The following is a 21,165-nucleotide window of genomic DNA, read 5'->3' on the forward strand; positions in this document are numbered from 1 at the left end:
CCGCGCGATCGCCACACGCTTCGACAAACTCGCCGCCCGCTACAAGGCCGGAGTCCACCTCGCCGCACTCATCCTCTGGCTCCGCGAACCCACCCAAGACCCTTTGTCAGACACGGCTTAGCGCCTGACCTTCCGCTCTCCGATTCGGCCGGCGCGTCCATCTCGCGCCAAGTCCCTACCCCTCCCATGCCGAAAACAGAAAGGAGGTGCCATCCATGCGCCCCCACCTCGCCCGGGTTGACGCCGTGCTCGTGCAAGCGGTCATCGCTGCTGCGCTGTCCTTCGCCCACCTGCATGACCTGGCCTCGGCTGCGGGTCAGGACGGATGGAAAGCCTGGGCATACCCGGTCTCGGTCGATCTGCTGTTGGTCGCTGCCTGGCGTCGGCTGCGCTCGGGTCGTGACCGGGCTGCGGGCTGGTGCTGGTTCCTCGTCGCCCTCGCCGCCTCCCTCGGCGCCAACATCGCCACCGCCGGACTCCTGGACCTGGGCGACGTTCCCGACTGGCTGCGCATCCTCGTCGCCGGGTGGCCCGCGCTGGCCTTCCTCGGCGGCACCCTCCTCGCCCACACCACACACGAACCCCCAGCCGAGCCGGCCGCCGAGCAGCCGACCGGCCCCGAGATCGCAGAGCCCACGCCCGACCCCTCCGCACCGACTGCACCGGAGCTCCCGGCGCCGACCACGGCTGTTCCGGCCGCTCTGATCGAGCACGCCCGCAAGATCGCCACCGCACACGAGGAACGCACCGGCACACCCATCGACACACCGACCCTCCGCGCCCGCCTCGGCGTCCCCGCACCGCTCGCCGAGCAGATCGCAGCCCACCTCACCTGACCGAACCGGAGGAACCTCCATGCCCGGATACCTGCCCGACAGCTTCGACTACCTCGACGCGGCCCACGAGATGGCCCACACCGGCCGCCCCGCTCTGGCCCGGCTGCTGGCAGAAGAAGCCGCCACTCGCACCGAGGACCCGGACGAAGCCGCCCGCATCCTGCGCCGCTTCCCCGACCCTGCATCCCTGCGACTGAAGGACTGCTGATGCCGCTCAACCGCCGCTTCCGCTCCGTGACCCGCATCGGCCCCGTGCAGGTCGGCACGGCCCATGACGGCCGGGGTCGTGAGAAGCACACCGCCGCCTGCACCGCTCCGCGCTGTGGCTTCTCCGCCGACTACGACTCACGCGCTGCCGCAGAGCTGGCCGCCCGCACCCACCGCTGCCCCGTCCGCTGAAGGAGAGCCACCCGTGTCCGTGAACCTCCCCCTGGTCGTCGTGCTCGGCCTGCTGGTGTGGGGCGCTGTGAAGTTCCTCGGCGTCCGCGTCTGGCTCGTCGTCGTGATCGCCCTGTTCGGCTTCTACCTCGCCGACACCTTCCTCGCCCCCGCCATCGACAACGGCACCCGCACCGGAGTCGAAACCGTCAACGGCACCCACGACTGACAGGAGAGCAACCGATGTTCCTGCGCCCCCAGCTCCCCGAAACCCACACCCCGAACCTGCCCACGACCGCCCAGCAGATGCACGTACCGGCCTGCGGCTGCCAGCACTCCGCACCCCTCGCCCCGCCGCCACGGTCGCTGCCCTCGGTCGGCTCCGGGGCCGTCGCGGCCGTGGTGGTCGGCGGTGTGGTCCTCGTCGCGTTCCTGGCCGCCGTCGTCGTCACGGCCGTCTCGGTCGCTGTGGCCGCTGTCGTCCTGCGCTCGCTGCTGGGCGCCCAGCACCGCCGCCGCTGAACGGCTCCCGGGGCGGCCCAGAAGCCGCCAAGCATCCGCCGCCCCGGAAGCCCAAGCCCCTTCCCAACCCGAAAAATCTGAGAAGGAGTACAGCCATCATCACCCGTCCCACCCCGCCCCCGGTGACGGACCTGGCAAGCCTCGCCGCAACCGGCTCCCTGCCGGGTATCCTCCGCCAGCTCTCCGGCCTGGGCGGCTGCACCAATCCCGTCCGCCTGGCCGGCCACCGCACCGAACACAACCTCGACACCACCACCGGCGAGATCGGCCCGGCCCTGCGCCGCCTCGACTCGGGCGACCTGCCGGCCGGTGACCTCCTGGTCCGCTGCGGCAACCGCCGCACCACCCGCTGCGCGGCCTGCGCCGAGACCTACCGCCGCGACACCTTCCACCTCATTACCGCCGGACTACGCGGCGGCAAAGGCACCCCCGAGACGGTGACGACACACCCGCGCGTCTTCGCGACCTTCACCGCGCCCAGTTTCGGCCCGGTCCACAACCGGCCTGGCACTCGTCGCTGCCGCTGCGGCCGTCACCACGCTGACGATGACCCGCTGCTCGGTACGCCGCTGGACGCAGACCGCTACGACTACGAATCCGCGGTGCTCTGGAACGCCCACGCGGGCGCTCTGTGGCGCCGCTTCACCATCCACCTCCGCCGCGAAATCGCACGCCGCGCCGGACTCACCCAACGCGAACTTCCAGAGCGCGCCTGGGTCTCCTTCGCGAAGGTCGCCGAGTACCAGAAGCGCGGCGCCGTCCACTTCCACGCCGTCATCCGCCTCGACGGCCCAGCCGGCGGCGAGACCCGACCCCCACACTGGGCTACGGCCGAGCTGCTGGGCGACGCCATCCGCGCCGCCGCTACACGGGCCGTCGTCCCTGGCCCGGTGGTCGATGGCCGCACGCACACGTTCGCCTTCGGCCGACAGCTCGACATCCGCACCATCCACGGACCCGACCTCGACGGCAGCCAGGCCCTCACCGACCGCGCCGTTGCTGCCTACATCGCCAAGTACGCCACCAAAGGCGCCGAGACGGCCACGGGCACTCTGGACCGCCGTCTGCGCTTCGTCGCCGAGCTGGCAACCATGCACCTGCCCCCGCATGCCGAACGCCTCATCCGCACCGCCTGGGCCCTGGGCGCCCGCAAAGACCTCGCACACCTCCGCCTCCGCGCCTGGGCTCACATGCTCGGCTTCCGGGGCCACTTCTCCACCAAAACCCGCCGCTACTCCACCACCCTCGGAGCCCTCCGCACCGCCCGCGCCGAATGGCGCCGTCTCCAAGCCGCCATCGCACGCGGCGACGATCCACAGCCGATGGACAGCGAGCAAACGACGCTCGTCCTCGCCCACTGGGCCTACGCCGGGACCGGCCTCACCCCCACCGAACAGTGGCTATCCGCCTCCCTCGCCGACACCCCGAACGCCCACACCCCGGAAGGAGACAACGCCCGATGACGGCAACCGCGACCACCATCACGCCCAAGTGGCACACCACCGCCGAGGTCGCCGCAATGCTCGGCTTCGGGCTCTCCAAGACCAAGATGCTCGTCCTCACCGGGCAAATCCGCTCCGTCAAGGTCGGCCGCAACCGCCGCATCCTCCCGGCCTGGGTGGACGAGTACATCGACCGCTGTGCGGCGGAAGCCGAAGCCGTCGGCGCCGAGAGGTGGTACGCATGAGCGGCAAGCGGGGCAACGGCGAGGGCTCCATCTACCCCTACCGCAACGGCTTCGCCGCGTACGTCTGGGTCACCACCCCCGACGGCAAACGCAAGCGCAAGTACGTCTACGGCAAGACCCGCCCGGAAGTCCACGAGAAGTGGCTGAAGCTCCACAACGAGGCCAAGAAGGGCCCGGTGGCCACTCGGCACCGCACTGTGGACGGCTTCCTCAACTACTGGCTGACCTCGGTCGTGAAGCCCAACCTGGCGCCCCTCACGTACGTCGCGTACGAGGGTGCCGCTCGCCTCTACATCGTGCCCCGCCTCGGCCCCAAGCGGCTCGACAAGCTGACGGTCCGCGACGTGCGCGAGTGGCTGACGAAGCTCGCCGACACCTGCCAGTGCTGCGCCCAGCGCAAGGACGCCAAGCGTCGTCCCGAGCGGCAACGCTGCTGCGCCATCGGCGAGTGCTGCGAGCAGTACCCGAGCGGGCGGGTCGTCCAGATCGCCCGGGACACCCTCCGCGCGGCTCTGAGTCAGGCCGTGGTCGAAGAGGAGATCCCGCGCAACGTCGCCAAGCTCGTACGTGTCCCGAAGCCCCGGCGCCGGAAGGTCAAGGCGTGGTCCGTCGGGGAAGCCAGCGGCTTCCTGGAGCACGCCGTCACCTCGGACGACCCGCTGTACGCCGCTTGGGTCCTGGCGCTCACCCTCGGGCTCCGGCGCGGTGAGATTCTCGGCCTCACCTGGGAGTCCATCGACTTCGACGCCGGAGAGCTGTACATCGACCACCAGCTCCAGCGTGCGGGCCGTGAGGTCCTGCACCGGGAGACGAAGACGGAGGACTCGGAGGACTTCCTCCCCCTGCCGGAGCTCTGCCTCGCAGCGCTACGGCAGCGTCGCCAGCAGCAACAGGAGGACCGAGAAGCGGCCGGAGAGCTCTGGCAGGACATGCATGGGCTGATCTTCACCACTCGCTACGGGACGCCGATCGAGCCCGGCAACCTCACCCGGGCCTTCGCCGTCCGCATCCGCCAAGCCGGCGTCCGCGCGATCCCGCTCCGGAACACCCGGCACACCACCGGTTCGCTGCTCGTCGCCATGAAGGTGCACCCCAAGGTGGCGCAGCGGATCTTGCGGCACTCCAAGTTCACGATGACCTTCGACGTGTACTCGGAGGCCAGTGACGAGGAGATCCGCGAAGCACTGCAACGGCTCTCCCGCGGCTTCGGCCAGAGCCCGCCGGACGACCCCGAGGAGTCCGACGAGGACTCGTAGCGGCCCGTAACGATCATCCCGGTTGCTGTACTTCGCTGCTGTACGGCACCACAGAGGCCCGCCCCTGATCCCCGGGACGGGCCTCTGACCTGCAAAACGAGCTGGAGCCGCCTGTCGGATTCGAACCGACGACCTTCTGTTTACAAGACAGATGCTCTAACCAGCTGAGCTAAGGCGGCGGGGGTGTGCTCTCGCTCGTGCAGTGTACCCGGCGGTGGTTCGGGCTGGTCGGACTACTGACAAAAGACGGATCAGAGGCTAGCGTCCTGGCCAGGTCCACGCAGTGGACTACACCTCCCCCTTTACGACGGATCGTCCGGCACGTACCTGCCGGTGAAGGAGAAGAGAACATGGCCACGGTCACGTACGACAAGGCGACCCGGGTGTACCCCGGGGCGGAGACGCCCGCCGTCGATCAGCTCGAGATCGAGATCGAGGACGGCGAGTTCCTCGTCCTCGTCGGACCCTCCGGATGCGGAAAGTCCACGTCACTGCGGATGCTCGCAGGGCTGGAGGACGTCAACGAGGGCAACATACGCATCGGTGACCGGGATGTGACCCACCTTCCGCCGAAGGACCGGGACATCGCGATGGTCTTCCAGAACTACGCGCTGTACCCGCACATGTCCGTGGCCGACAACATGGGCTTCGCCCTGAAGATCGCCGGTGTGCCGAAGGCCGACATCCGCAAGAAGGTGGAGGACGCGGCCAAGATCCTCGACCTCACCCAGTACCTGGACCGCAAGCCCAAGGCGCTCTCCGGCGGCCAGCGGCAGCGTGTCGCCATGGGGCGGGCCATCGTCCGTGAGCCGCAGGTCTTCCTCATGGACGAGCCGCTGTCCAACCTGGACGCGAAGCTGCGCGTCCAGACCCGTACGCAGATCGCGGGCCTCCAGCGCCGGCTCGGCATCACGACGGTGTACGTCACGCACGACCAGGTCGAGGCCATGACGATGGGCGACCGGGTCGCCGTCCTCAAGGACGGGCTGCTCCAGCAGGTCGACAGCCCGCGTCACATGTACGACCGTCCCGCCAACCTCTTCGTCGCGGGCTTCATCGGCTCCCCCGCCATGAACCTGGTGGAGGTCCCGATCACCGACGGCGGCGTCAAATTCGGCAACAGCGTGGTGCCGGTGGAGCGCGACGCCGTGAAGGCCGCCGCGGACAAGGGTGACAAGACGGTCACGGTCGGCGTCCGGCCCGAGCACTTCGACCTCGTCGACGGCGAGAGCGGCGGCGACGGCGACAAGAAGCTGTCCAAGGGCGAGCACGCGGGTGTCCCGGTGACGGTGAACGTCGTCGAGGAGCTCGGCGCCGACGGGTACGTCTACGGCACCGCCGACATCGGGGGCGAGCAGAGCGACCTGGTGGTCCGCGTCTCGGGCCGCAGCGTTCCGGAGAAGGGGACCACGATCCACGTCGTGCCGCGCGCCGGCGAGTCCCACGTCTTCGCCACCTCTTCCGGCGAGCGCCTGAGCGACTGAGCGCCTCAGCGACTGAGCGACTGAGCGCAGCGCAGTAGCTGAGAGGCTCAACGCCTCGCGCCTCAGCATCGCCGCTGTACGCGGTGTCTCGACGAAGGGCCGCGACGGGTTCACCACACCCGTCGCGGCCCTTCGTCGTCAGCGCCCCGTCGTCATGCCCGTCACCACGCCCGTCATCACGCCCGCCCCCGACACCGCCCCGTCAGTCGGCCGTCACCCCGCCGTCGGCCCCGCCGTCGGCCCGCCTCAGCGCCGTCAACATGAGGCCCGCGCCTCACCCTTGCGTACGGCGACACTCGAACACCTCATGCATGTCGTCCCCCGAAGTGGTGACTCAATGTCGCCAAATCACTACCTGTCGCTACCATCACGGGCGTGAACCACGCAGCCCGCCGTATCGGCCGATCCCTCGCCCTTGTTCTCCCGGTCGTGCTCGTTCTGTCCGGGACACTCGCCGTCGCCCGCGTCCCATGGGCCGCCTCGCCCTCGGACACGCAACTGCTCACCGCGTCCTCGCACGAGGCGTCGTCGCGGGACGCCTCGACGCCCGCCTCGCCTCCCGCGTCCTCGACCGAGCGAGAGCCCCAGGACGTGCTCCGCGACCGCCTCATCGCCGAGTTGCAGGAGCAGGATCCCGGGGTGGCGCTCAGCAGTCTCCAGCGCGCGATGACGCGCAAGCCGTCGCTCGCCCGGCACTGCACCTCGCTCGCGCGGGCGCTGGGCAAGGCAGCCGTCCACAAGTACGGCGCCCAGCGGGCGCAGCGCTTCTCCCGTCCGGTCTGCGACACGTCGTTCGCCTACGGGGTCGCCCAGATGGGCTGAGGCCCCGGCAGAACCCAGCAGAACCCAGCAGAGCCCGGTCGCGCCCAGCGGAGCCCCGTGCCGCGCGCATAGGGTGCGGCACATGACCCAGCATCCGACCCAGGCCGTGATCCTCGCCGGTGGGCAGGGATCACGGCTTCGGCCGTACACCGACGACCGTCCGAAGCCGATGGTGGAGATCCCCGGCACGGGAGTGCCGATCATCGGCCACCAGTTGGCGTGGCTCGCGGACGAGGGCGTCACCGATGTCGTCGTCTCCTCGGGTCACCTCGCCGAGGTGCTCGAGGAGTGGCTCGGCAAGGCCGAACTCCCCTGCCGTGTGACGACGGTGACCGAGCCGGAGCCGCTCGGGCGTGGCGGCGGGCTGAAGTTCGCGGCGCGTTCCCTGCCGCGTCCTGACGAGCCGTGGTACGCCACGAACGGCGACATCTGGACGCGCTTCTCGTTGCGCGAGATGGCCGCGTTCCACGCCGAGCGCGATGCCACGGCCACGCTGGCGCTGGCCCGGCCGCGTATTCCGTGGGGCGCCGTGGAGACGGACCAGTTCGGTCACGTCCTGGACTTCATCGAGGCGCCGCCCTCCCCGTATCTGATCAACGCGGGTGTCTACGTCTTCGCGCGACGCTTCGCCGGGCTGCTGCCCGAGCGCGGTGACCACGAGCGCACCACTTTTCCCCGGCTCGCCCGCGAACGGGCCCTGGCCGGTTACCCGCTCCCCCAGCGTTCGTACTGGCGGGCCATCGACACCGCCAAGGACCTGACGGAGGCGGCCAAGGAGCTCGCCGGCGAGCACGGCGGCTGACACTCGGCGTCGGCGCGGCGGGCGCGCCACCGGGCGCAGGCCACAGCCCGCGGAGCACAGAGCACAGTCCGCAGAGCACAGAGCGCGCGCGTGAGGCCGCCGGCTCCACCGCGGGTATCGCGAGATCCCGAGAAGGAGCCGACGGCCTCACACATGCGCGGAGCAGACCGCGGTCTGCCAGGTCGCCTGCCTGGCAGACCGCGGCCCGCGCGTCAGCGGCCGCCCAGCAGGCCGCCCAACGCGCCGCGTCCGCCGCCGCCGCTGTCGCCGCCGGAGGCGGAGGTGCCGCCGCCCGAGCCGGACGACGAGGTGCCGCCGGAGGGAGAGGACTGGCGGGAGAGGCCGTTGGACGCGCCTCCGCTGCCCGTCGTCGCCTGGGGCTGCTGCGGCTGCTGTTGCTGCTGGGGCGGTGCGGTGGTGCCTTCCTCGGCGCCCGGGGTCGTCGTGCCCTGCTGGGCGCCCTGGGACGTTCCCTGGGTCCTGCCCTGGCTCGGGGTGGACTCCGGGCCGCTGGTGGCCCGGCCTTCGCCCGGCCGGGACCCGTCTTCGGAGGGGTCGCGGTCCTTGCGGCGGGTGTCCGCGTCCCCGTGCCGGCCGTCCGCGCCGCCGTCCGGTCCCTGCGTGGCCTGGCCCGGGCCGGCGCCTTCGCCCGGGGTCCGCGGCATCGGCGAGCCGGGCAGCCGGTTGGTGGGCGCCTCGTCGCGGCCCGGGAGCGTGGTCGTCTGGGAGGAGCGTACGGCGCTGCCCAGCAGCGAGCCGACGAGCAGGGCGAGGCCGACGATCACCGAGGCGACGAGGGTGCCCCGGCGCAGCACGCGGCGGCGCAGGTCCCACAGGGAGACGCGGGGGCCGAGCTTGCGCCAGGCCTCGCCGGCGAGCCTGCCGTCGGCGGAGAAGACCGGGGCGCCCGCGATGATCAGCGGGCTCCAGGCGGCGAGGTAGATGATGTCGGGCGCCTCGTACGCGGGCACCGAGCTCCAGCTGACCGTCATCAGGAGGGCGGCCGACAGGAGCGCGCCGAGGCCGGCGGCGACCCGCTGCCACAGGCCGAAGATCGTCAGTACGCCGACGATCACCTGGAGGAATGCCACGGTGAGCCCCGCGCCGACCGGGTGGGCCAGGGCGAAGTCACGCAGCGGGGAGGCGATCGTCCACGGTTCGAGGGAACGCAGCCAGGTGACCATGGAGCCGCGTTCGCCGCCGTCGAAGTAGACGGGGTCGCACAGCTTGCCCATCCCGGCGTAGACGGTGATGAAGCCGAGGAAGACACGCAGCGGGAGGAGGACGACGCCGAGGTTCATGCGGCGCCCGGGGTAGTAGGCGTGCCGCACGCCGTCGCGGCGCCGTCGTCCTTCGGTGTCCTGACCGCGGTCCTCGGCGGCCTCGTCGTGCGGCCCGGGGTAGCCGATCGTGGTCAGGGGGCCCGTGTCGGCGCCGTCGTGAGGCCCGTGCGGGCCGGCGGGCGGACCGACGGTGGCGATCCGGCCGGTGTGTCCGGCGGAGCCGCCGTGCCGGCCCTGCGCGCCGTACGCGTCGTACGTGTCGGAGTCGCCGGATGCGCCGTACTCGCCGTCGAAGGCGCCGCGCGCCGGGCGTACGCCCTTGAGCAGCGGTTCGCCCTGTGGTGGCAGCGGCGCGCCGCCGCCTGGGACGGTCCTGCCGCTTTCGGACGGCTGGGGGCCGCGGGGCGGGCCGACGACGGTGGCGGGTCCGCCCGCGCCACCGCGCGGGGGCGCGCCGTCGACGCGGGGGAGCGTCTGCGTGGACGAGGGGTCGGTTTCGGTACCCGCGGGCCCCGCGAAGCCGACGAGACCGGCGGTGCGGGCGGCCTGGATCACCTTCGTGGCGCCGGTGTCGTCCGGCTCGGCGCCGCCGCTCCAGACCACGGGCGTGCGGCGGCGCCCCGCCCGTGCGGCGCCGGGAGACCCGGCGGGTCCCGCGGCGCCGGAGCGGCGGCCACCGGCGGCGACCGGCAGCGGCTCGGTGTCCTCGAACACGGCGCCGTTCCCGGCGCCGCTTCCCGCACCGGGCGCACCGGCCGCTCCCGCACCGGCCATTCCCGCGCGGGCCGCCGGGGAAGCGGCGCCGACGGGGACAGCGGTGGCGGGCGTGAGCGACGCGGCGGAGGCCGCGGACGCCAGGGCGGCGCGCGCTGCTACGGAGGAGGAGTACGCGGCCGGCGCCGTCGAGGACGCACCGAGCCGTACGCGGAAACTCGCGTGATTGACGACCACCTCTGCGGGGTCGGACGGGACCTTGACCGTGCTCAGCACCGGCTCGTCGTCGAAGAAACCGCGGGGGCTTCCCCCTGGGCCGTGCCCAGAGCCGCGGCCCGAAGCGCCGGGTGCGCGGGGTGTTCTGGTGTCCACACTCATCTAACCGAGTGACGGACGGTTAGGACACTGCCTTGACCACGCCGATCTGTCGGAGGCCCGTCAAGTGATCATCGGCCCCGGCGGCCGCCGGGGCCCGCGCCCCACGGGTGACGCCCCGCGCCGGTGACGCCGCGCGCCCGGATCAGGCGCGCCGCCGTGCCGCCTCGTAGAGGACGACGCCCGCCGCGACACCCGCGTTCAGCGACTCGGCGCCGCCCGGCATCGGGATGCGCACGCGCAGGTCGCACGTCTCCCCCACCAGCCGGGACAGGCCCTTGCCCTCGCTGCCGACGACGACCACGAGCGGACCGTCGAGCGCGGCGACGTCCCCCAGTTCGACGTCACCGTCCGCGGCAAGACCGATCACCGTCACACCCGCCTTCTGGTACGACTCCAGCGCACGGGTGAGGTTGGTGGCGCGCGCGACCGGCGTACGCGCCGCGGTACCGGCCGACGTCTTCCACGCCCCCGCCGTCATTCCGGCCGCACGGCGCTCGGGAACGACCACGCCGTGCCCGCCGAACGCGGACGCGGAGCGGACGACGGCGCCCAGGTTGCGCGGGTCGGTCACCCCGTCGAGCGCGACGATCAGCGGGTCCTCGCCGCGGTCGAACGCGGCGGCCGCCAGGTCCTCGGGGTGCGCGTACTCGTACGGCGGCACCTGGAGGACCAGGCCCTGGTGGTTGAGGCCGTTCGTCATCCGGTCCAGCTCCGGCCTGGGGGCCTCGACCAGCCGGATGCCGCCCCGGTCACCGGCGACGCGGACCGCCTCGCGGACCCGTTCGTCGTTGTCGATGAACTGCTGGACGTACAGGGCGTTCGCCGGGACGCCCTCGCTGAGGGCCTCCACCACCGAGTTGCGGCCCACGACCAGTTCGGAGGTGCCCTTGCCGCCTCGGGGACCGCCGCGCTGCGGACGGCCCTGGGCGCGGCGCGCCTTCGCCTGCGCGGCGCGCTGCTTGGCGTGGCCCTTGCGCATCTCGGCGGGCGGCGTCGGGCCCTTGCCCTCCAGGCCTCGGCGGCGCTGTCCTCCGCTGCCGACCTGCGGGCCCTTCTTCTTCCCGGGCATGGGTACCTACCTTGCTCACGTTGGCTCACGTTGACGGTGCGGACCGCGGCCACGAGGCGGCGCGCGGTGCGGAGCGCGCCGCGGGTTCGCGGGCGCGGAAGTGGTTGGGTTCGGATGTACGTACGGCCTGTCAACGGTACCGGTACTCGGGCCCGGGCCGCCCCGCCTCATGCGCGTTCCCGGTGCGCGGAGGCCGCTCCGGCGGGCCCCTGCCACCCGGGGCCGCTCCCGCCGGGCCCGCCGCCGCGGGTCCCTCAGTCCCCGGTCAGCTCCCAGCGGGGGCCCGAGGGGGTGTCCTCGATCGTCAGGCCGGCGCGCTGGAGGTCGTCGCGCAGAGCGTCGGCCGCGGCGTAGTCCTTGCGCTGCCTGGCGGCCTGCCGCTGCTGGAGCACGAGGCCGACCAGCGAGTCCACCACGGAGTGCAGGCCGGCCCCCTCCTGCCGCGCGCCGCCGGACCACGCCGGGTCGAGCGGGTCCATCCCCAGGACGCCGAGCATGGCCCGCACCTCGGCGACCGCCGTGGCGACGGCGGCCTTGTCGCCCTCGCCCAGCGCGGCGTTCCCCTGCCGGACGGTGGTGTGGACGACGGCCAGCGCCTGCGGTACGGCGAAGTCGTCGTCCATGGCCTCCCCGAACGCGTCGGGGACGCGTGCGGCCTGTGCCACGTCGCCGACGAGCTCGGTCCCGCGCTGGAGGAACCCCTCGATGCGGGCGAACGCCGCGTCGGCCTCGCGCAGGGACTCCGGGCTGTACTCGATGGTGGAGCGGTAGTGCGGGCCCCCGAGGTAGTACCGCAGGACGAGGGGGCGCCACTGCTTGACCATCTCGCTGACCAGGACCGAGTTGCCCAGCGACTTGCTCATCTTCTCGCCGCTCATGGTGACCCAGGCGTTGTGCGCCCAGTAGCGGGCGAACTCGTCGCCGAAGGCGCGGGACTGGGCGATCTCGTTCTCGTGGTGCGGGAAGACGAGATCGACGCCGCCGCCGTGGATGTCGAAGGCGCGGCCGAGGTACTTGTGCGCCATCGCGGAGCACTCCAGGTGCCAGCCGGGGCGTCCGGGGCCGAAGGGCGTCTCCCAAAACGGTTCACCGGGCTTGGCGGCCTTCCACATGGCGAAGTCGCGGGGGTCGCGCTTGCCCGTCTCGCCCTCGCCCGCCGGCTGGCGCAGGTTGTCGAGGTCCTGGTTGGACAGGCCCAGGTAGGCGGGGAAGGAGCGGACGTCGAAGTAGACGTTGCCGTCGGCGGTGTAGGCGTGGCCGCGGTCGATGAGGACGCGCATCATCTCGACCATCTCGGGGATGTGACCGGTGGCGCGCGGCTCTCCCGTGGGCGGCAGGCAGCCGAGGGCGTCGTAGGCGGCGTTGAAGGCGCGTTCGTTCGCGTAGCCGATCGCCCACCAGGGGCGTCCCTGTTCGGCGGCCTTCACGATGATCTTGTCGTCGATGTCGGTGACGTTGCGCACGAACGTCACCGCGTAGCCGCGGTAGGCGAACCAGCGGCGCATGATGTCGAAATTCAGGCCCGAACGGATGTGCCCGATGTGCGGGGCGGCCTGCACGGTGGCGCCACACAGGTAGATCGAGACACAGCCGGGCTCGAGCGGGCTGAAGTCGCGGATCTGCCGGGCGCTGGTGTCGTACAGGCGAAGAGTCACGGGGTCAAGGGTAGTAGCCCGCCGCGGGCCCCCGTGCCCCTGGCGGGGAGGCGCCCGCCGACCGGCCCCTTCGCCCCCTCAGCCGGCGGCGCCGCGTACCCCAGCCACAGGAACCCGGCAATGCGCAGGACGCACCCGGCCGGCACCACGGGGCGCGGCCCGTACCGGTTGGTGAGCGCGCCCCCGACGACGAACAGCCCCTGCCGGCTGAACGTCCGCAGCCCCAGCACGAGGCCGACCAGCCGGCCCCCCATGCCCAGCGCCCCGCCCAGGTGCTCGGCCAGGTAGGGCAGGACGGCGAAGAACCCGATGTCGAACGCCAACTGCGTGGCGGCGGGCAGCCGCACGAAGGGCGGCAGGGCGCGTATGTCGGCCAGCGAGCCCAGGGAGGTGCGGGGGCGGCCCGCGCCGCGCCGCACGGACCGGGTTCGGCGGCGCACCCGCGTCACGAGACCTCATCAGCCCCGTCCGCCCCCTGGCACTTCCCTTTCTCACCTGCCGTGCAGGTCGGCTTCCCACGCGCCGTGGAGGTCAGCGTCCCTGCCGCCACGGCCAGCACGCCGACCACGGCGAGGCCCGCGGCGGGCGCGAGGACCGCCCACGGGGCGCGCTCGGCGTACGGCATGTTCTCCGAGAGCATGCGGCCCCACTCGGGGGCGGGCGGCTCCGCGCCGAGACCCAGGAAGCCGAGGGAGGCGAGGGCGAGGGCCAGCGCGGGGACACGGAGGAGCGCGTGCCGCACGACGGGGGGCAGCACGCCTGGCAGTACGTGGCGGCGCAGCAGGTGCCACCGTCCCGCGCCGAGCGCGACAGCGCCCTCGACGTGGGCGGCGGCGCGCTCCTGCTCGTACAGCGCGGCGGTGTGGGCGGCCAGCGGCGCCCAGGCGACGACGGCGACGGCAGCGGCCGCACCGACGGCGCCAGGTCCCGCGATGCCCGCGACGACCAGACCGGCGATGACCGGCGGGAGGGCGTTGACGACCTCCCGCAGGCCCTCCGTCCAGCGGGTCAGCACCCCGAGCACCGCCCCGGCGACGAGGGTGACGGCAGCGACCGCCACGGCCGTCAGCGCGGTACGGGCGGCGCCGTGCCCGATCCTGGCCAGGAGGTCGCGGCCGAGCGCGTCGGTGCCCAACGGGTGCGCCGCGCCGGGGGCGGCGAGCCGGGCGGCCGTGTCGACGTGCAGCGGGTCACGGGTCATCCCGTAGCCGACGGTGGCCACCAGCAGGGCGGCCAGAACACCGGCCGACCAGGCCAGGGCGCGGGAGGGAGGCAGGTGGGGGCGGCGCAGCGCGGGCAGCGCCCCGGCGTCCAGCGCGGGGCCGAGCGCGGCCCGCCGCACGCCCCGCACCCCGGCACCGACGGCCAGCCCCAGCGCGAGGAGCAGCAGGACGCAGGCCTGGAGGACGGGCAGATCCTGGGCGAGGGCGGCCTTGAGCGCCGTCCCGCCGAGCCCCGGGATGGCGAAGAGGGTCTCGACGGCGACGGCGCCCCCGGTGAGACCGACGACGACGAACCCGAACTGCGGCAGCAGCGGCGGCAGTACGCGGCGCAGCGCGTGCCGGGCGAGGCGCACGGGCGGAACGCCGTAGGCGACGTTCGTGCGGACCCACTCCTCGGCGAAGGCGGCGGGCAGCGCGTCGTCGAGCAGCCGTCCCAGCAGGGCGCCCGCCGGGATGCCCATGGCGAGCGCGGGCAGCACGGCGGTGGCCACAGGGTCGTCACCGCCCCAGCCCAGGGGCGGGAACCAGCCGAGCCGCACCGCGAAGAGCGTCGCGAGGACGGCGGCGAGCAGGAACTCGGGCAGTGCGGCCAGCACCGCGCCGAGCGCCCCGGCGCGTGCGGTGGGGCGCCTGCGGCCGGTTCCGCGCGCCCCCGCCGCCAGGGTGCGGAAGCCGAGCGCCGTCGCCAGCAGCACGGCGACGGCGAGGGAGACGCCCATGAGCGTCAGGGAGACACCGAGCGCCGCGAGCACATCGGGGCCCACCGGCTGCCCCGACACCCAGGAGGTGCCGAAATCCCCCTGCGCCACCCCCGCGGCCCAGTCGCCGAGCAGCCGCAGCGGCCCCGCGTCCAGTCCCGTCTCCGCGCGGATGGCGGCCAGCGCGTCGGGCGTCGGCGCGCGGTCGGCGTAGCGCGCGTGCAGGATCGTGCGGGCCGGATCGGTGCGCGTCAGCCAGGGCAGCAGCCCGATGACGAGGAGGACCCCGAGCGCGGCGAGGATCCGCCCCGCCCAGACCTGCAGTCCCCGTACGGGCCGGGCGGACAGCCACCGCCCCGCCGGAGCCCGCCGACCGCGCGCGACCCCGGAGGACGTACGGCCATTCCCACGAACGGCCGTCCCCGTGCTGCCCTCGGCCACCGGGGGGTTCGTTCCCACGCGTCCCACGCGAAGCTCACCCGCGACGGGTGTCGGCGGTGACCAACGTGCGCTCCATCGGATCGAGGGAGACCCCCTCGACATCGTCCGCGACACCCTGGATGAAACGCTCGTGCAGCAGCGGCACCACGGCATCCGTCCGCAGGATCTTCGCCTCGGCCGCCATCTCCGCACGCTGCCGGGCTGCCGTGTCCTCGGTGCCCGCCGCCTTGTCGACGGCCTCGTCGACGTCCTCGTCGCACAGCTGCGACATGTTGAACGAACCCTTGCAGGTGAAGTCGGACTCCATGTACGAGACCGGGTCACCGGTATCGAGCAGCGTGTTGCGGGCCTGCACGAAGACGTCGTACTTGCCCGCGAGCGCGTCCGCCTCCATCCGCGCGTAGTCGCGCACCACCTGCTCGACCTCGAACCCCGCCTTCTCGAACTGCTGCTGGAGCGCGGTGACGACCTCCGGCAGCTCGGGGCGATTGGTGTAGGTGGCGAGCGTGATCTTCGGCGCCTTCTTCACCTGCGCCCTGGAAGCGGCCTCCGCCCGGCCCTCGACCGGCACCCGCTTGTCCCCCGCCCACTTCACACCAGGCCCCAGCAGCCCCTCGGGCTCGTCCGCGTACCCCTCGTAGACGCTCTTGATCAGGGCCTTGCTGTCGATGGCGGCACGGGCGGCGGCGCGCAGCCGCGCATCCCGGAGAGGGCCGCTCCCCGTGTTCATGTACAGGCTGTTGGTGCGCGCGGTGGGCACCTCGTGCACCTGGCTCTTCTCCAGCACCGACGCCTGCGAGACCGGCACGTACTCGGCGATGTCGGTGCTGCCCGCCCGCAGCGCGTTGGCACGCGTCGTCCCGTTCGCCGTGAACGTCACGTCCACACCGGACGCCTGCGCCTCGCCACCCCAGTAGCCGTCGTAACGGTCCAGCTTCGCGCGGACCGTTCCCTCGACCTTCGTCAGGGTGAACGGGCCCGTCGCATGCCCGGCGACCGTCACCTTGTCGCCCTTGCCGTACGCCTGCGGCGACAGCACCGCCAGGGAAGGGTTGGCCAGCCGCTGGGGCAGCAGCGCGTCCGGCTCGCTGCTGGTCACGGCCACCGTGTCCGCGTCCTTCGCCCGCACGGACAGCTTCCCCGCGTCACTGAGCACGCGCGGCTGCGGGGAGGCCTTCGTGGCCGCCGTCAGAGAGCGGGCCACCGCCTCGGCGGTCACCTTCTTCCCGTCCTGGAACCTGGCCCTCCGCAGCTGGAACGTCCACGTGCGGTCCCCCTGCGAGGACGTCCACGACGTCGCCAGCGCGGGCTTCGCCTCACCCGAGGAGTCCAGCCTGGTCAGCCCCTCGATGACCGACAGCCTGCTGAGAGTGACCGCGTCGTCCCCGTACGGGGACATCGCCTGGGCCGGCGGGAACGCCATCGAGACCCGCAGCCGGTCACCGGACGAGCCGCCGTTTCCGCCACCGCAGGCCGTGAGCGTCAGCGCGCCGACGACGGTGAGGAGCACGGCGGTCGGCGGCGCCACCGCGGCGGAGCGGGGGCGCGCCTCGGAAGCGCGGGTGCGCGCCTCGGGAACGCGGGGGCGCGCCTCGGAAGCGCGGGTGCGCGCCTCGGAAGCGCGGGTGCGCGCCTCGGAAGCGCGGGAATTCGGCCTGGCGGCGCGGCGGGGCGGCCTGGCGGCGCGGCGTATGTGGGGCATGGGTCGGACTCTACCTGAAAGCGATTTTCAACAAGCGGTGGCGGTCAGCGAGACACCCGCGGGCTCCCCCGCAGGCTCCCCCACCGAAGGCGCCGGGACCGGCAACGCGAAGTGGACGATGCCCTGCCCGCCACCCGGCAACTCCCGCTCGTCGCACACGACCGTCGCCAACGACCGCCAGAACGGCTCGGCCCCCGGCACCGCCGGATCCGTGTGCAGATAGACCGCCTCGTACCCGCCCGCCCCCGCGACGAACGCCGACAGCTCGCGCACCATCGCCCGGGCGATCCCGAGACGGCGGTGCGTCGGACGCACATAGATCCTGCACAACTGCGCGGTGCTCCGCGACGGGAAACGCTCCGCCACCCACGGCGGATTCGGCGGCGCCTGCGGGCCCTGGTCACGGACCGCGCCCGTGCCCACGACCTCGCCGTCGGCCTCGTCGACCGCGACGAGCAGCGTGCGGCGACGCGGACGCAGATACGTTCCCTCAATGTCGATGATGTCCCGGTGCCAGCGCGGCACGTACCCCGACCGCAGATCGCCGTAGACGGTGTCCAGCATGACGCTGCGCGCGGCGTCGACATCCGCTGAGGCGGCGGTACGCAATACGTAAGACATCACCACAACTGTAACTGCGACCGTTTCGCAACAACGCACCCACCGCAACGGGGGTCGCCGGGCACGCCCGGCGACCGATGACGGCGGCGGCGACCGTGCGGTCGGCGGCGGCGGCCGGTGGCTTGTGACGGCCGGCGGCAGCCCGCGACCCGAGGCCCGTGGCGGCACCCCCCGGCCGGTGGCGGCTGACGGTTGTGACCGGTAGCGGGTGGCCCGTGGCGGCCACCCACGGCCGACGGCCCGTGGCCGTAGTGGCGGCCGAGTGGGCCGTGGCCGGTGGTTGCCGGTTCGGGCCGCCGTGGAGGTCCGCCGGGCCCCCTTCCCGCCGCAACGGTGCGCACCCCCACACGACCCGGCCGCCCACAACCGCGCCACCGCACCATCCCGGCACTCCGCCACCGCGGCGACGGAAAGAAGCATGTCCCCGTTGTCTTTTCGCGGTCCTGCGATGGGGCGGCCGGCCTCCGGGCCCGGCGTGACTTCTGCCCCCCCCTGTCGAGGGTTCCGGACGGGGCCGGGGCGGCGCCGGGGGGGGCGCCGTTGATCAGCACGTTCCAGGTGGGGCCCGTGTCGCTCAGTGGGCAGAGTCCGGTGCGGCCGACGCGGTGAGGTGCGTGCGTACCCGTGCTGCGTCTTCGTCACGTCCCTGTTGTCGGTAAAGCTCGAGAGCTTCCTGTCGGGCCGTACGAGCATGGTCGTGCCGGCCGAGCGCGGTGTAGGGGTGGCTGATTCGGTCGAGTGTGTCGGCGGCGTGGGACGTGTAGCCGAGCTCGCGGTACAGGGCGAGGGCCTGCCGGTAGTGGTCGATGGCCTCGCGGTGCCGGCCGGTGCCGTGGTCGATGTAGGCGAGGCTGTCCAGCGTGTTGGCCTTGCCGCTGGGGTCGTGATGGTGCTGTTGCAGGGCAAGAGCGGCCTCGCAGTACGTGCGGGCGGTGTCGTGGTCGCCGAGGTGAGCGGCGTACCAGCCTGTGCCGTTGAGCGTCCGGGCCTCCATGACCGGCTGGTCGGTGGCGCGGAAGATGTCCAGGGCCTGGCCGGCGTGTTCCATGGCCCGGCGGTCGTCGCCTATTTGTCGCGAGGTCCAGGCGAGCGCCCTGTGGGCGTAACCCTGGCAGGAAAGGTCGTGGTGGGCGTTGGCAACGGCGAGGGCGTGGTGCAGGTGTTCCAGAGCTTCGCCGTGGCGGCCCAGATTGGCGTAGGCACGGCCGAGGAGCCGGTGGGAGAGGCTGCGGGTGGTGGGGTCGGTCAGGTGGGCCCCGGAGGCCACTGCGGCCTGCCAGATGGCGAGGTCGTCATCGCGGTATCCCCGTCGGAAGTGGAAGGTGCTCAGCGTCCAGGCCAGACGGCAGACGGTGTCGTGCCATCCGTGGGCCGTGGCGGTCTGCTGGGCGGCCAGCAGGTTGGCGTGTTCGGTGTGGAACCACGCCATGGCCGCCGGGTCGTCGGACGGCGGGCGAGGGCACACCTCGGTGGTCGAGAAGTCGAACGAGGTCGGATGGCGGTGCGGGTCCAGGACCCGGTCGGCGGCGTGGGAGGTGTGGAGGTAGAAGTCCACTACCCGCCGCAGAGCCGCCTGCCGGGTCGGGCCCGGCAGGCGGCGGTGTGCGGTGTCGGTGGCGTAGGCGCGGATGAGATCGTGCATGGAGTAGCGGCCGTGTGCGTCGTAAGCGAGCAGGGACGCGTCTTCCAGCACGCGGAGCGCACGCTTGGACCGTGCCGTGGACAGGCCGGTGAGGTGTGCGGCGGCAGGAGTGCCGATGTCCGTGCCGGGGGCCAGACCGAGCAGTCCGAAGACGGTTTGCTGCTCAGGAGACAACACCTGGTAGGACCAGGACAGGACGGCAGGCAGGCTGGCGGCGGGATCCTCATCGTCCAGGGCGGCCAGGCCGAGTTCGTGCAACTCGGCAGCGAGGTGGGCCAGCGGGATGTCGGGGCGCGCGTGGGCGCGGCCGGCGATCAGGCCCAGCGCCAGGGCATACCCGCGACACAGCTCGATCAGGTCGGCCACCGCGCCGGGTTCGGCGGCGATCCGCTGTGCGCCGAGCCGGGCGGTGAGCAGGTCGTGCACATCCTGGGTGGTGAGCGGTGCGAGCCGCAGGTTCTGGGCACCGTGCCGGCTGATCAACGTGGGTAGAGTGCGGCGGCTCGTCACCACCACCGTGCATGTCCGGCTGCCCGGCAGCAGCGGAACGATCTGGTCGGCCGTGGCCGCATTGTCCAGCACGACCAGCCTGCGCCGTTCGGCCATCAGGCTTCTGTACAGCGCGGCTTGGGCATGTGGGTCGGTCGGGATGTGGCGGGTGTCGGCCCCCAGCGCTTCGAGGAACCCGCGCATCGCGACCGCAGAATCCATCGGCGGACCATGGGAGCTGAAGCCTCGCAGGTCGACGAACAGTTGCCCGTCCGGGAACCGGTCCCTCACCCGATGTGCCCATTGCAGCGCGAGCCAGGTCTTGCCGACCCCACCTGCCCCAGCCAGTGCGGAGACGAGCACTGTGCCGCCCTCCTCTGTGCTCTCGTCCAGCGCGGCCGTCAGCTGCGCGATCTCGGCGGCACGACCGGCGAAATGCGCCGGAGCGGGCGGTAGCTGCCGTGGCACGACACGCTGGGCCCGGTCAGCCGGGCTCCTCTCGGGCGGAGGGCTCGCGAGGTCCGCGGAGTCGCCCTCGAGGAGCCGGCCGTGCAGTTGCCTCAGCTCGGGGCCGGGATCGGCGCCCAGCTCGTCCGCCAATCGCAGGCGAAGCCGCTCGTACCGGTTGAGCGCCTCGGCCTGCCGTCCGCTGCGCTGGAGAGCGAGCATCACCTGTCCGGCGAGACGTTCGTCGAGGGGGTGCGCGCTGGACAAGTCGAGCGCCTGGGGGAGAACACCGGAGTGATCGCCGCGGCGCAGGCGTGCGTCGTACAGGTCGAGCGTGGCGACGAACCACTCACCGAGCAGAAGTTCGCGCTGGCTGTTGAACCACGGTGTGTCGACCCCGGCGAACGCCTCGCCACGCCAGAGGCCCAGTGCCTCCTCCAGCGCCGTCGTTCCGGTCTCGCTGGACACTTTGTCGCCCCGCTTGTCGGCCCGCGCGCGGGCGAGAAGGGTGCGGAAGCGGTGCATGTCGACGGAGTCCGCGTCGACACTCAGCAAGTAACCCTCCGACTGCCGGTGAATCTCGATGCCCATGTCGATCAGCGCCCTGCGCAGGTGGGAGAGGTAGACGTAGAGCGTCCTACGGGCGTGCTGCGGTGGGTGGCCCGCCCACACCCGGTCGACGAGCTGGTCGGTGGGCACCACCCGGTTGGCGTCCACCAGCAGCGCGGCCAGCACGCATCGCTGCCGGGCGTGCCCCAGCCCGACTGTCCGGCCCTCATGCCGGGCCTCGATCGCCCCCAGCACCCCGAAGAACATGATCGCCTCACCTCTCCCGCCGCGGAGACCGGTCAGCTCCCTCCCGTCGTTCCACCAGGCAATTCAGGATCTTCAAAAACCGGGACAGACATGACGAGATGGACTACTTACGAGAGCAACACGTATTTTGCATGGCCAGCCCCCGATTTAAGAACCATCCAAGGCTCACGACAAACATGATCCCACAGCCTCGACTCGTG

18 protein-coding genes, 1 tRNA gene and 2 pseudogenes are annotated in these 21,165 nt (G+C 72.5%); 12 read left to right on the top strand and 9 right to left on the bottom strand.

The window, feature by feature from the left end; all coding sequences use genetic code 11:
* The 9 genes and pseudogenes from DTL70_RS25200 to DTL70_RS25240 all read left to right on the top strand — a co-directional run.
* Positions 1-121: pseudogene (locus DTL70_RS25200) on the top strand (IS5/IS1182 family transposase); the annotation flags it as partial.
* A 94-nt stretch (positions 122-215) separates the two neighbouring features.
* Positions 216-836: a DUF2637 domain-containing protein gene (locus DTL70_RS25205; RefSeq protein WP_114024309.1), complete on the top strand. Its 621-nt coding sequence runs from the start codon at positions 216-218 to the stop codon at positions 834-836.
* 19 nt (positions 837-855) lie between these two features.
* Positions 856-1,044, top strand: a complete 189-nt coding sequence (locus DTL70_RS25210; RefSeq protein ID WP_114024310.1) for a hypothetical protein — start codon at positions 856-858, stop codon at positions 1,042-1,044.
* On the top strand, positions 1,044-1,235 hold the full coding sequence (locus DTL70_RS25215; protein WP_027760579.1) for a mobile element transfer protein: 192 nt from the start codon (positions 1,044-1,046) through the stop codon (positions 1,233-1,235). The genes DTL70_RS25210 and DTL70_RS25215 overlap by 1 nt, the downstream gene beginning before the upstream one ends.
* A gap of 13 nt (positions 1,236-1,248) precedes the next feature.
* Complete coding sequence (locus DTL70_RS25220; RefSeq protein ID WP_027760578.1) at positions 1,249-1,443, top strand: hypothetical protein; 195 nt, start codon at positions 1,249-1,251, stop codon at positions 1,441-1,443.
* A 14-nt stretch (positions 1,444-1,457) separates the two neighbouring features.
* Positions 1,458-1,736, top strand: coding sequence for a hypothetical protein (locus DTL70_RS25225; RefSeq protein WP_114024311.1), 279 nt, complete (start codon positions 1,458-1,460; stop codon positions 1,734-1,736).
* Positions 1,737-1,858: 122 nt separating this feature from the next.
* The gene (locus DTL70_RS25230; RefSeq protein WP_114024312.1) at positions 1,859-3,199 is read left to right on the top strand and encodes a replication initiator; all 1,341 of its coding nucleotides are present in this window, start codon (positions 1,859-1,861) and stop codon (positions 3,197-3,199) included.
* Positions 3,196-3,423, top strand: coding sequence for an excisionase family DNA-binding protein (locus DTL70_RS25235; RefSeq protein WP_114024313.1), 228 nt, complete (start codon positions 3,196-3,198; stop codon positions 3,421-3,423). Before DTL70_RS25230 ends, DTL70_RS25235 begins: the two co-directional genes overlap by 4 nt.
* Positions 3,420-4,679, top strand: a complete 1,260-nt coding sequence (locus DTL70_RS25240) for a tyrosine-type recombinase/integrase (RefSeq protein ID WP_114024314.1) — start codon at positions 3,420-3,422, stop codon at positions 4,677-4,679. Before DTL70_RS25235 ends, DTL70_RS25240 begins: the two co-directional genes overlap by 4 nt.
* 102 nt (positions 4,680-4,781) lie before the next feature.
* On the opposite strand, the gene DTL70_RS25245 is transcribed toward DTL70_RS25240, so the two are convergent.
* Positions 4,782-4,858 (bottom strand) — tRNA-Thr (locus DTL70_RS25245).
* A gap of 171 nt (positions 4,859-5,029) precedes the next feature.
* Here DTL70_RS25245 and DTL70_RS25250 point away from each other — a divergent pair.
* The 3 genes from DTL70_RS25250 to DTL70_RS25260 all read left to right on the top strand — a co-directional run bounded on the left by DTL70_RS25250 (position 5,030) and on the right by DTL70_RS25260 (position 7,787).
* Entirely contained in the window at positions 5,030-6,163 is a 1,134-nt protein-coding gene (locus DTL70_RS25250) for an ABC transporter ATP-binding protein (protein ID WP_114024315.1), read from the top strand.
* Positions 6,164-6,538: 375 nt separating this feature from the next.
* Positions 6,539-6,985: a hypothetical protein gene (locus DTL70_RS25255; protein ID WP_114024316.1), complete on the top strand. Its 447-nt coding sequence runs from the start codon at positions 6,539-6,541 to the stop codon at positions 6,983-6,985.
* Positions 6,986-7,067: 82 nt separating this feature from the next.
* Positions 7,068-7,787, top strand: a complete 720-nt coding sequence (locus DTL70_RS25260; protein WP_114016199.1) for a nucleotidyltransferase family protein — start codon at positions 7,068-7,070, stop codon at positions 7,785-7,787.
* A 212-nt stretch (positions 7,788-7,999) separates the two neighbouring features.
* On the opposite strand, the gene DTL70_RS25265 is transcribed toward DTL70_RS25260, so the two are convergent.
* From DTL70_RS25265 to DTL70_RS25300, 8 genes and pseudogenes are all read right to left on the bottom strand, one after another.
* Positions 8,000-10,162 carry a DoxX family membrane protein gene (locus DTL70_RS25265; protein ID WP_114024317.1) on the bottom strand — a complete coding sequence of 721 codons (2,163 nt, stop codon included), beginning with the start codon at positions 10,160-10,162 and terminating at the stop codon, positions 8,000-8,002.
* A 142-nt stretch (positions 10,163-10,304) separates the two neighbouring features.
* Positions 10,305-11,231, bottom strand: coding sequence for a 23S rRNA (guanosine(2251)-2'-O)-methyltransferase RlmB (gene rlmB / locus DTL70_RS25270; RefSeq protein WP_114024318.1), 927 nt, complete (start codon positions 11,229-11,231; stop codon positions 10,305-10,307).
* Positions 11,232-11,485: 254 nt separating this feature from the next.
* Positions 11,486-12,886, bottom strand: coding sequence for a cysteine--tRNA ligase (cysS, locus tag DTL70_RS25275; RefSeq protein ID WP_114024319.1), 1,401 nt, complete (start codon positions 12,884-12,886; stop codon positions 11,486-11,488).
* An 80-nt stretch (positions 12,887-12,966) separates the two neighbouring features.
* A pseudogene (locus DTL70_RS25280) lies at positions 12,967-13,272 on the bottom strand (MFS transporter); the annotation flags it as partial.
* A 59-nt stretch (positions 13,273-13,331) separates the two neighbouring features.
* Positions 13,332-15,131: an ABC transporter permease subunit gene (locus DTL70_RS25285; RefSeq protein WP_114024390.1), complete on the bottom strand. Its 1,800-nt coding sequence runs from the start codon at positions 15,129-15,131 to the stop codon at positions 13,332-13,334.
* A gap of 151 nt (positions 15,132-15,282) precedes the next feature.
* Positions 15,283-16,950, bottom strand: a complete 1,668-nt coding sequence (locus tag DTL70_RS25290; protein ID WP_245979714.1) for an ABC transporter substrate-binding protein — start codon at positions 16,948-16,950, stop codon at positions 15,283-15,285.
* A gap of 27 nt (positions 16,951-16,977) precedes the next feature.
* Complete coding sequence (locus DTL70_RS25295) at positions 16,978-17,571, bottom strand: GNAT family N-acetyltransferase (RefSeq protein WP_114024392.1); 594 nt, start codon at positions 17,569-17,571, stop codon at positions 16,978-16,980.
* A 574-nt stretch (positions 17,572-18,145) separates the two neighbouring features.
* Positions 18,146-20,965 (bottom strand): AfsR/SARP family transcriptional regulator, encoded by a 2,820-nt coding sequence (locus DTL70_RS25300; RefSeq protein ID WP_114024320.1) that lies wholly within the window; start codon positions 20,963-20,965, stop codon positions 18,146-18,148.
* Positions 20,966-21,165: the final 200 nt, after the last annotated feature.

This window comes from Streptomyces diacarni (assembly GCF_003323715.1).
Lineage (GTDB): Bacteria > Actinomycetota > Actinomycetes > Streptomycetales > Streptomycetaceae > Streptomyces > Streptomyces diacarni.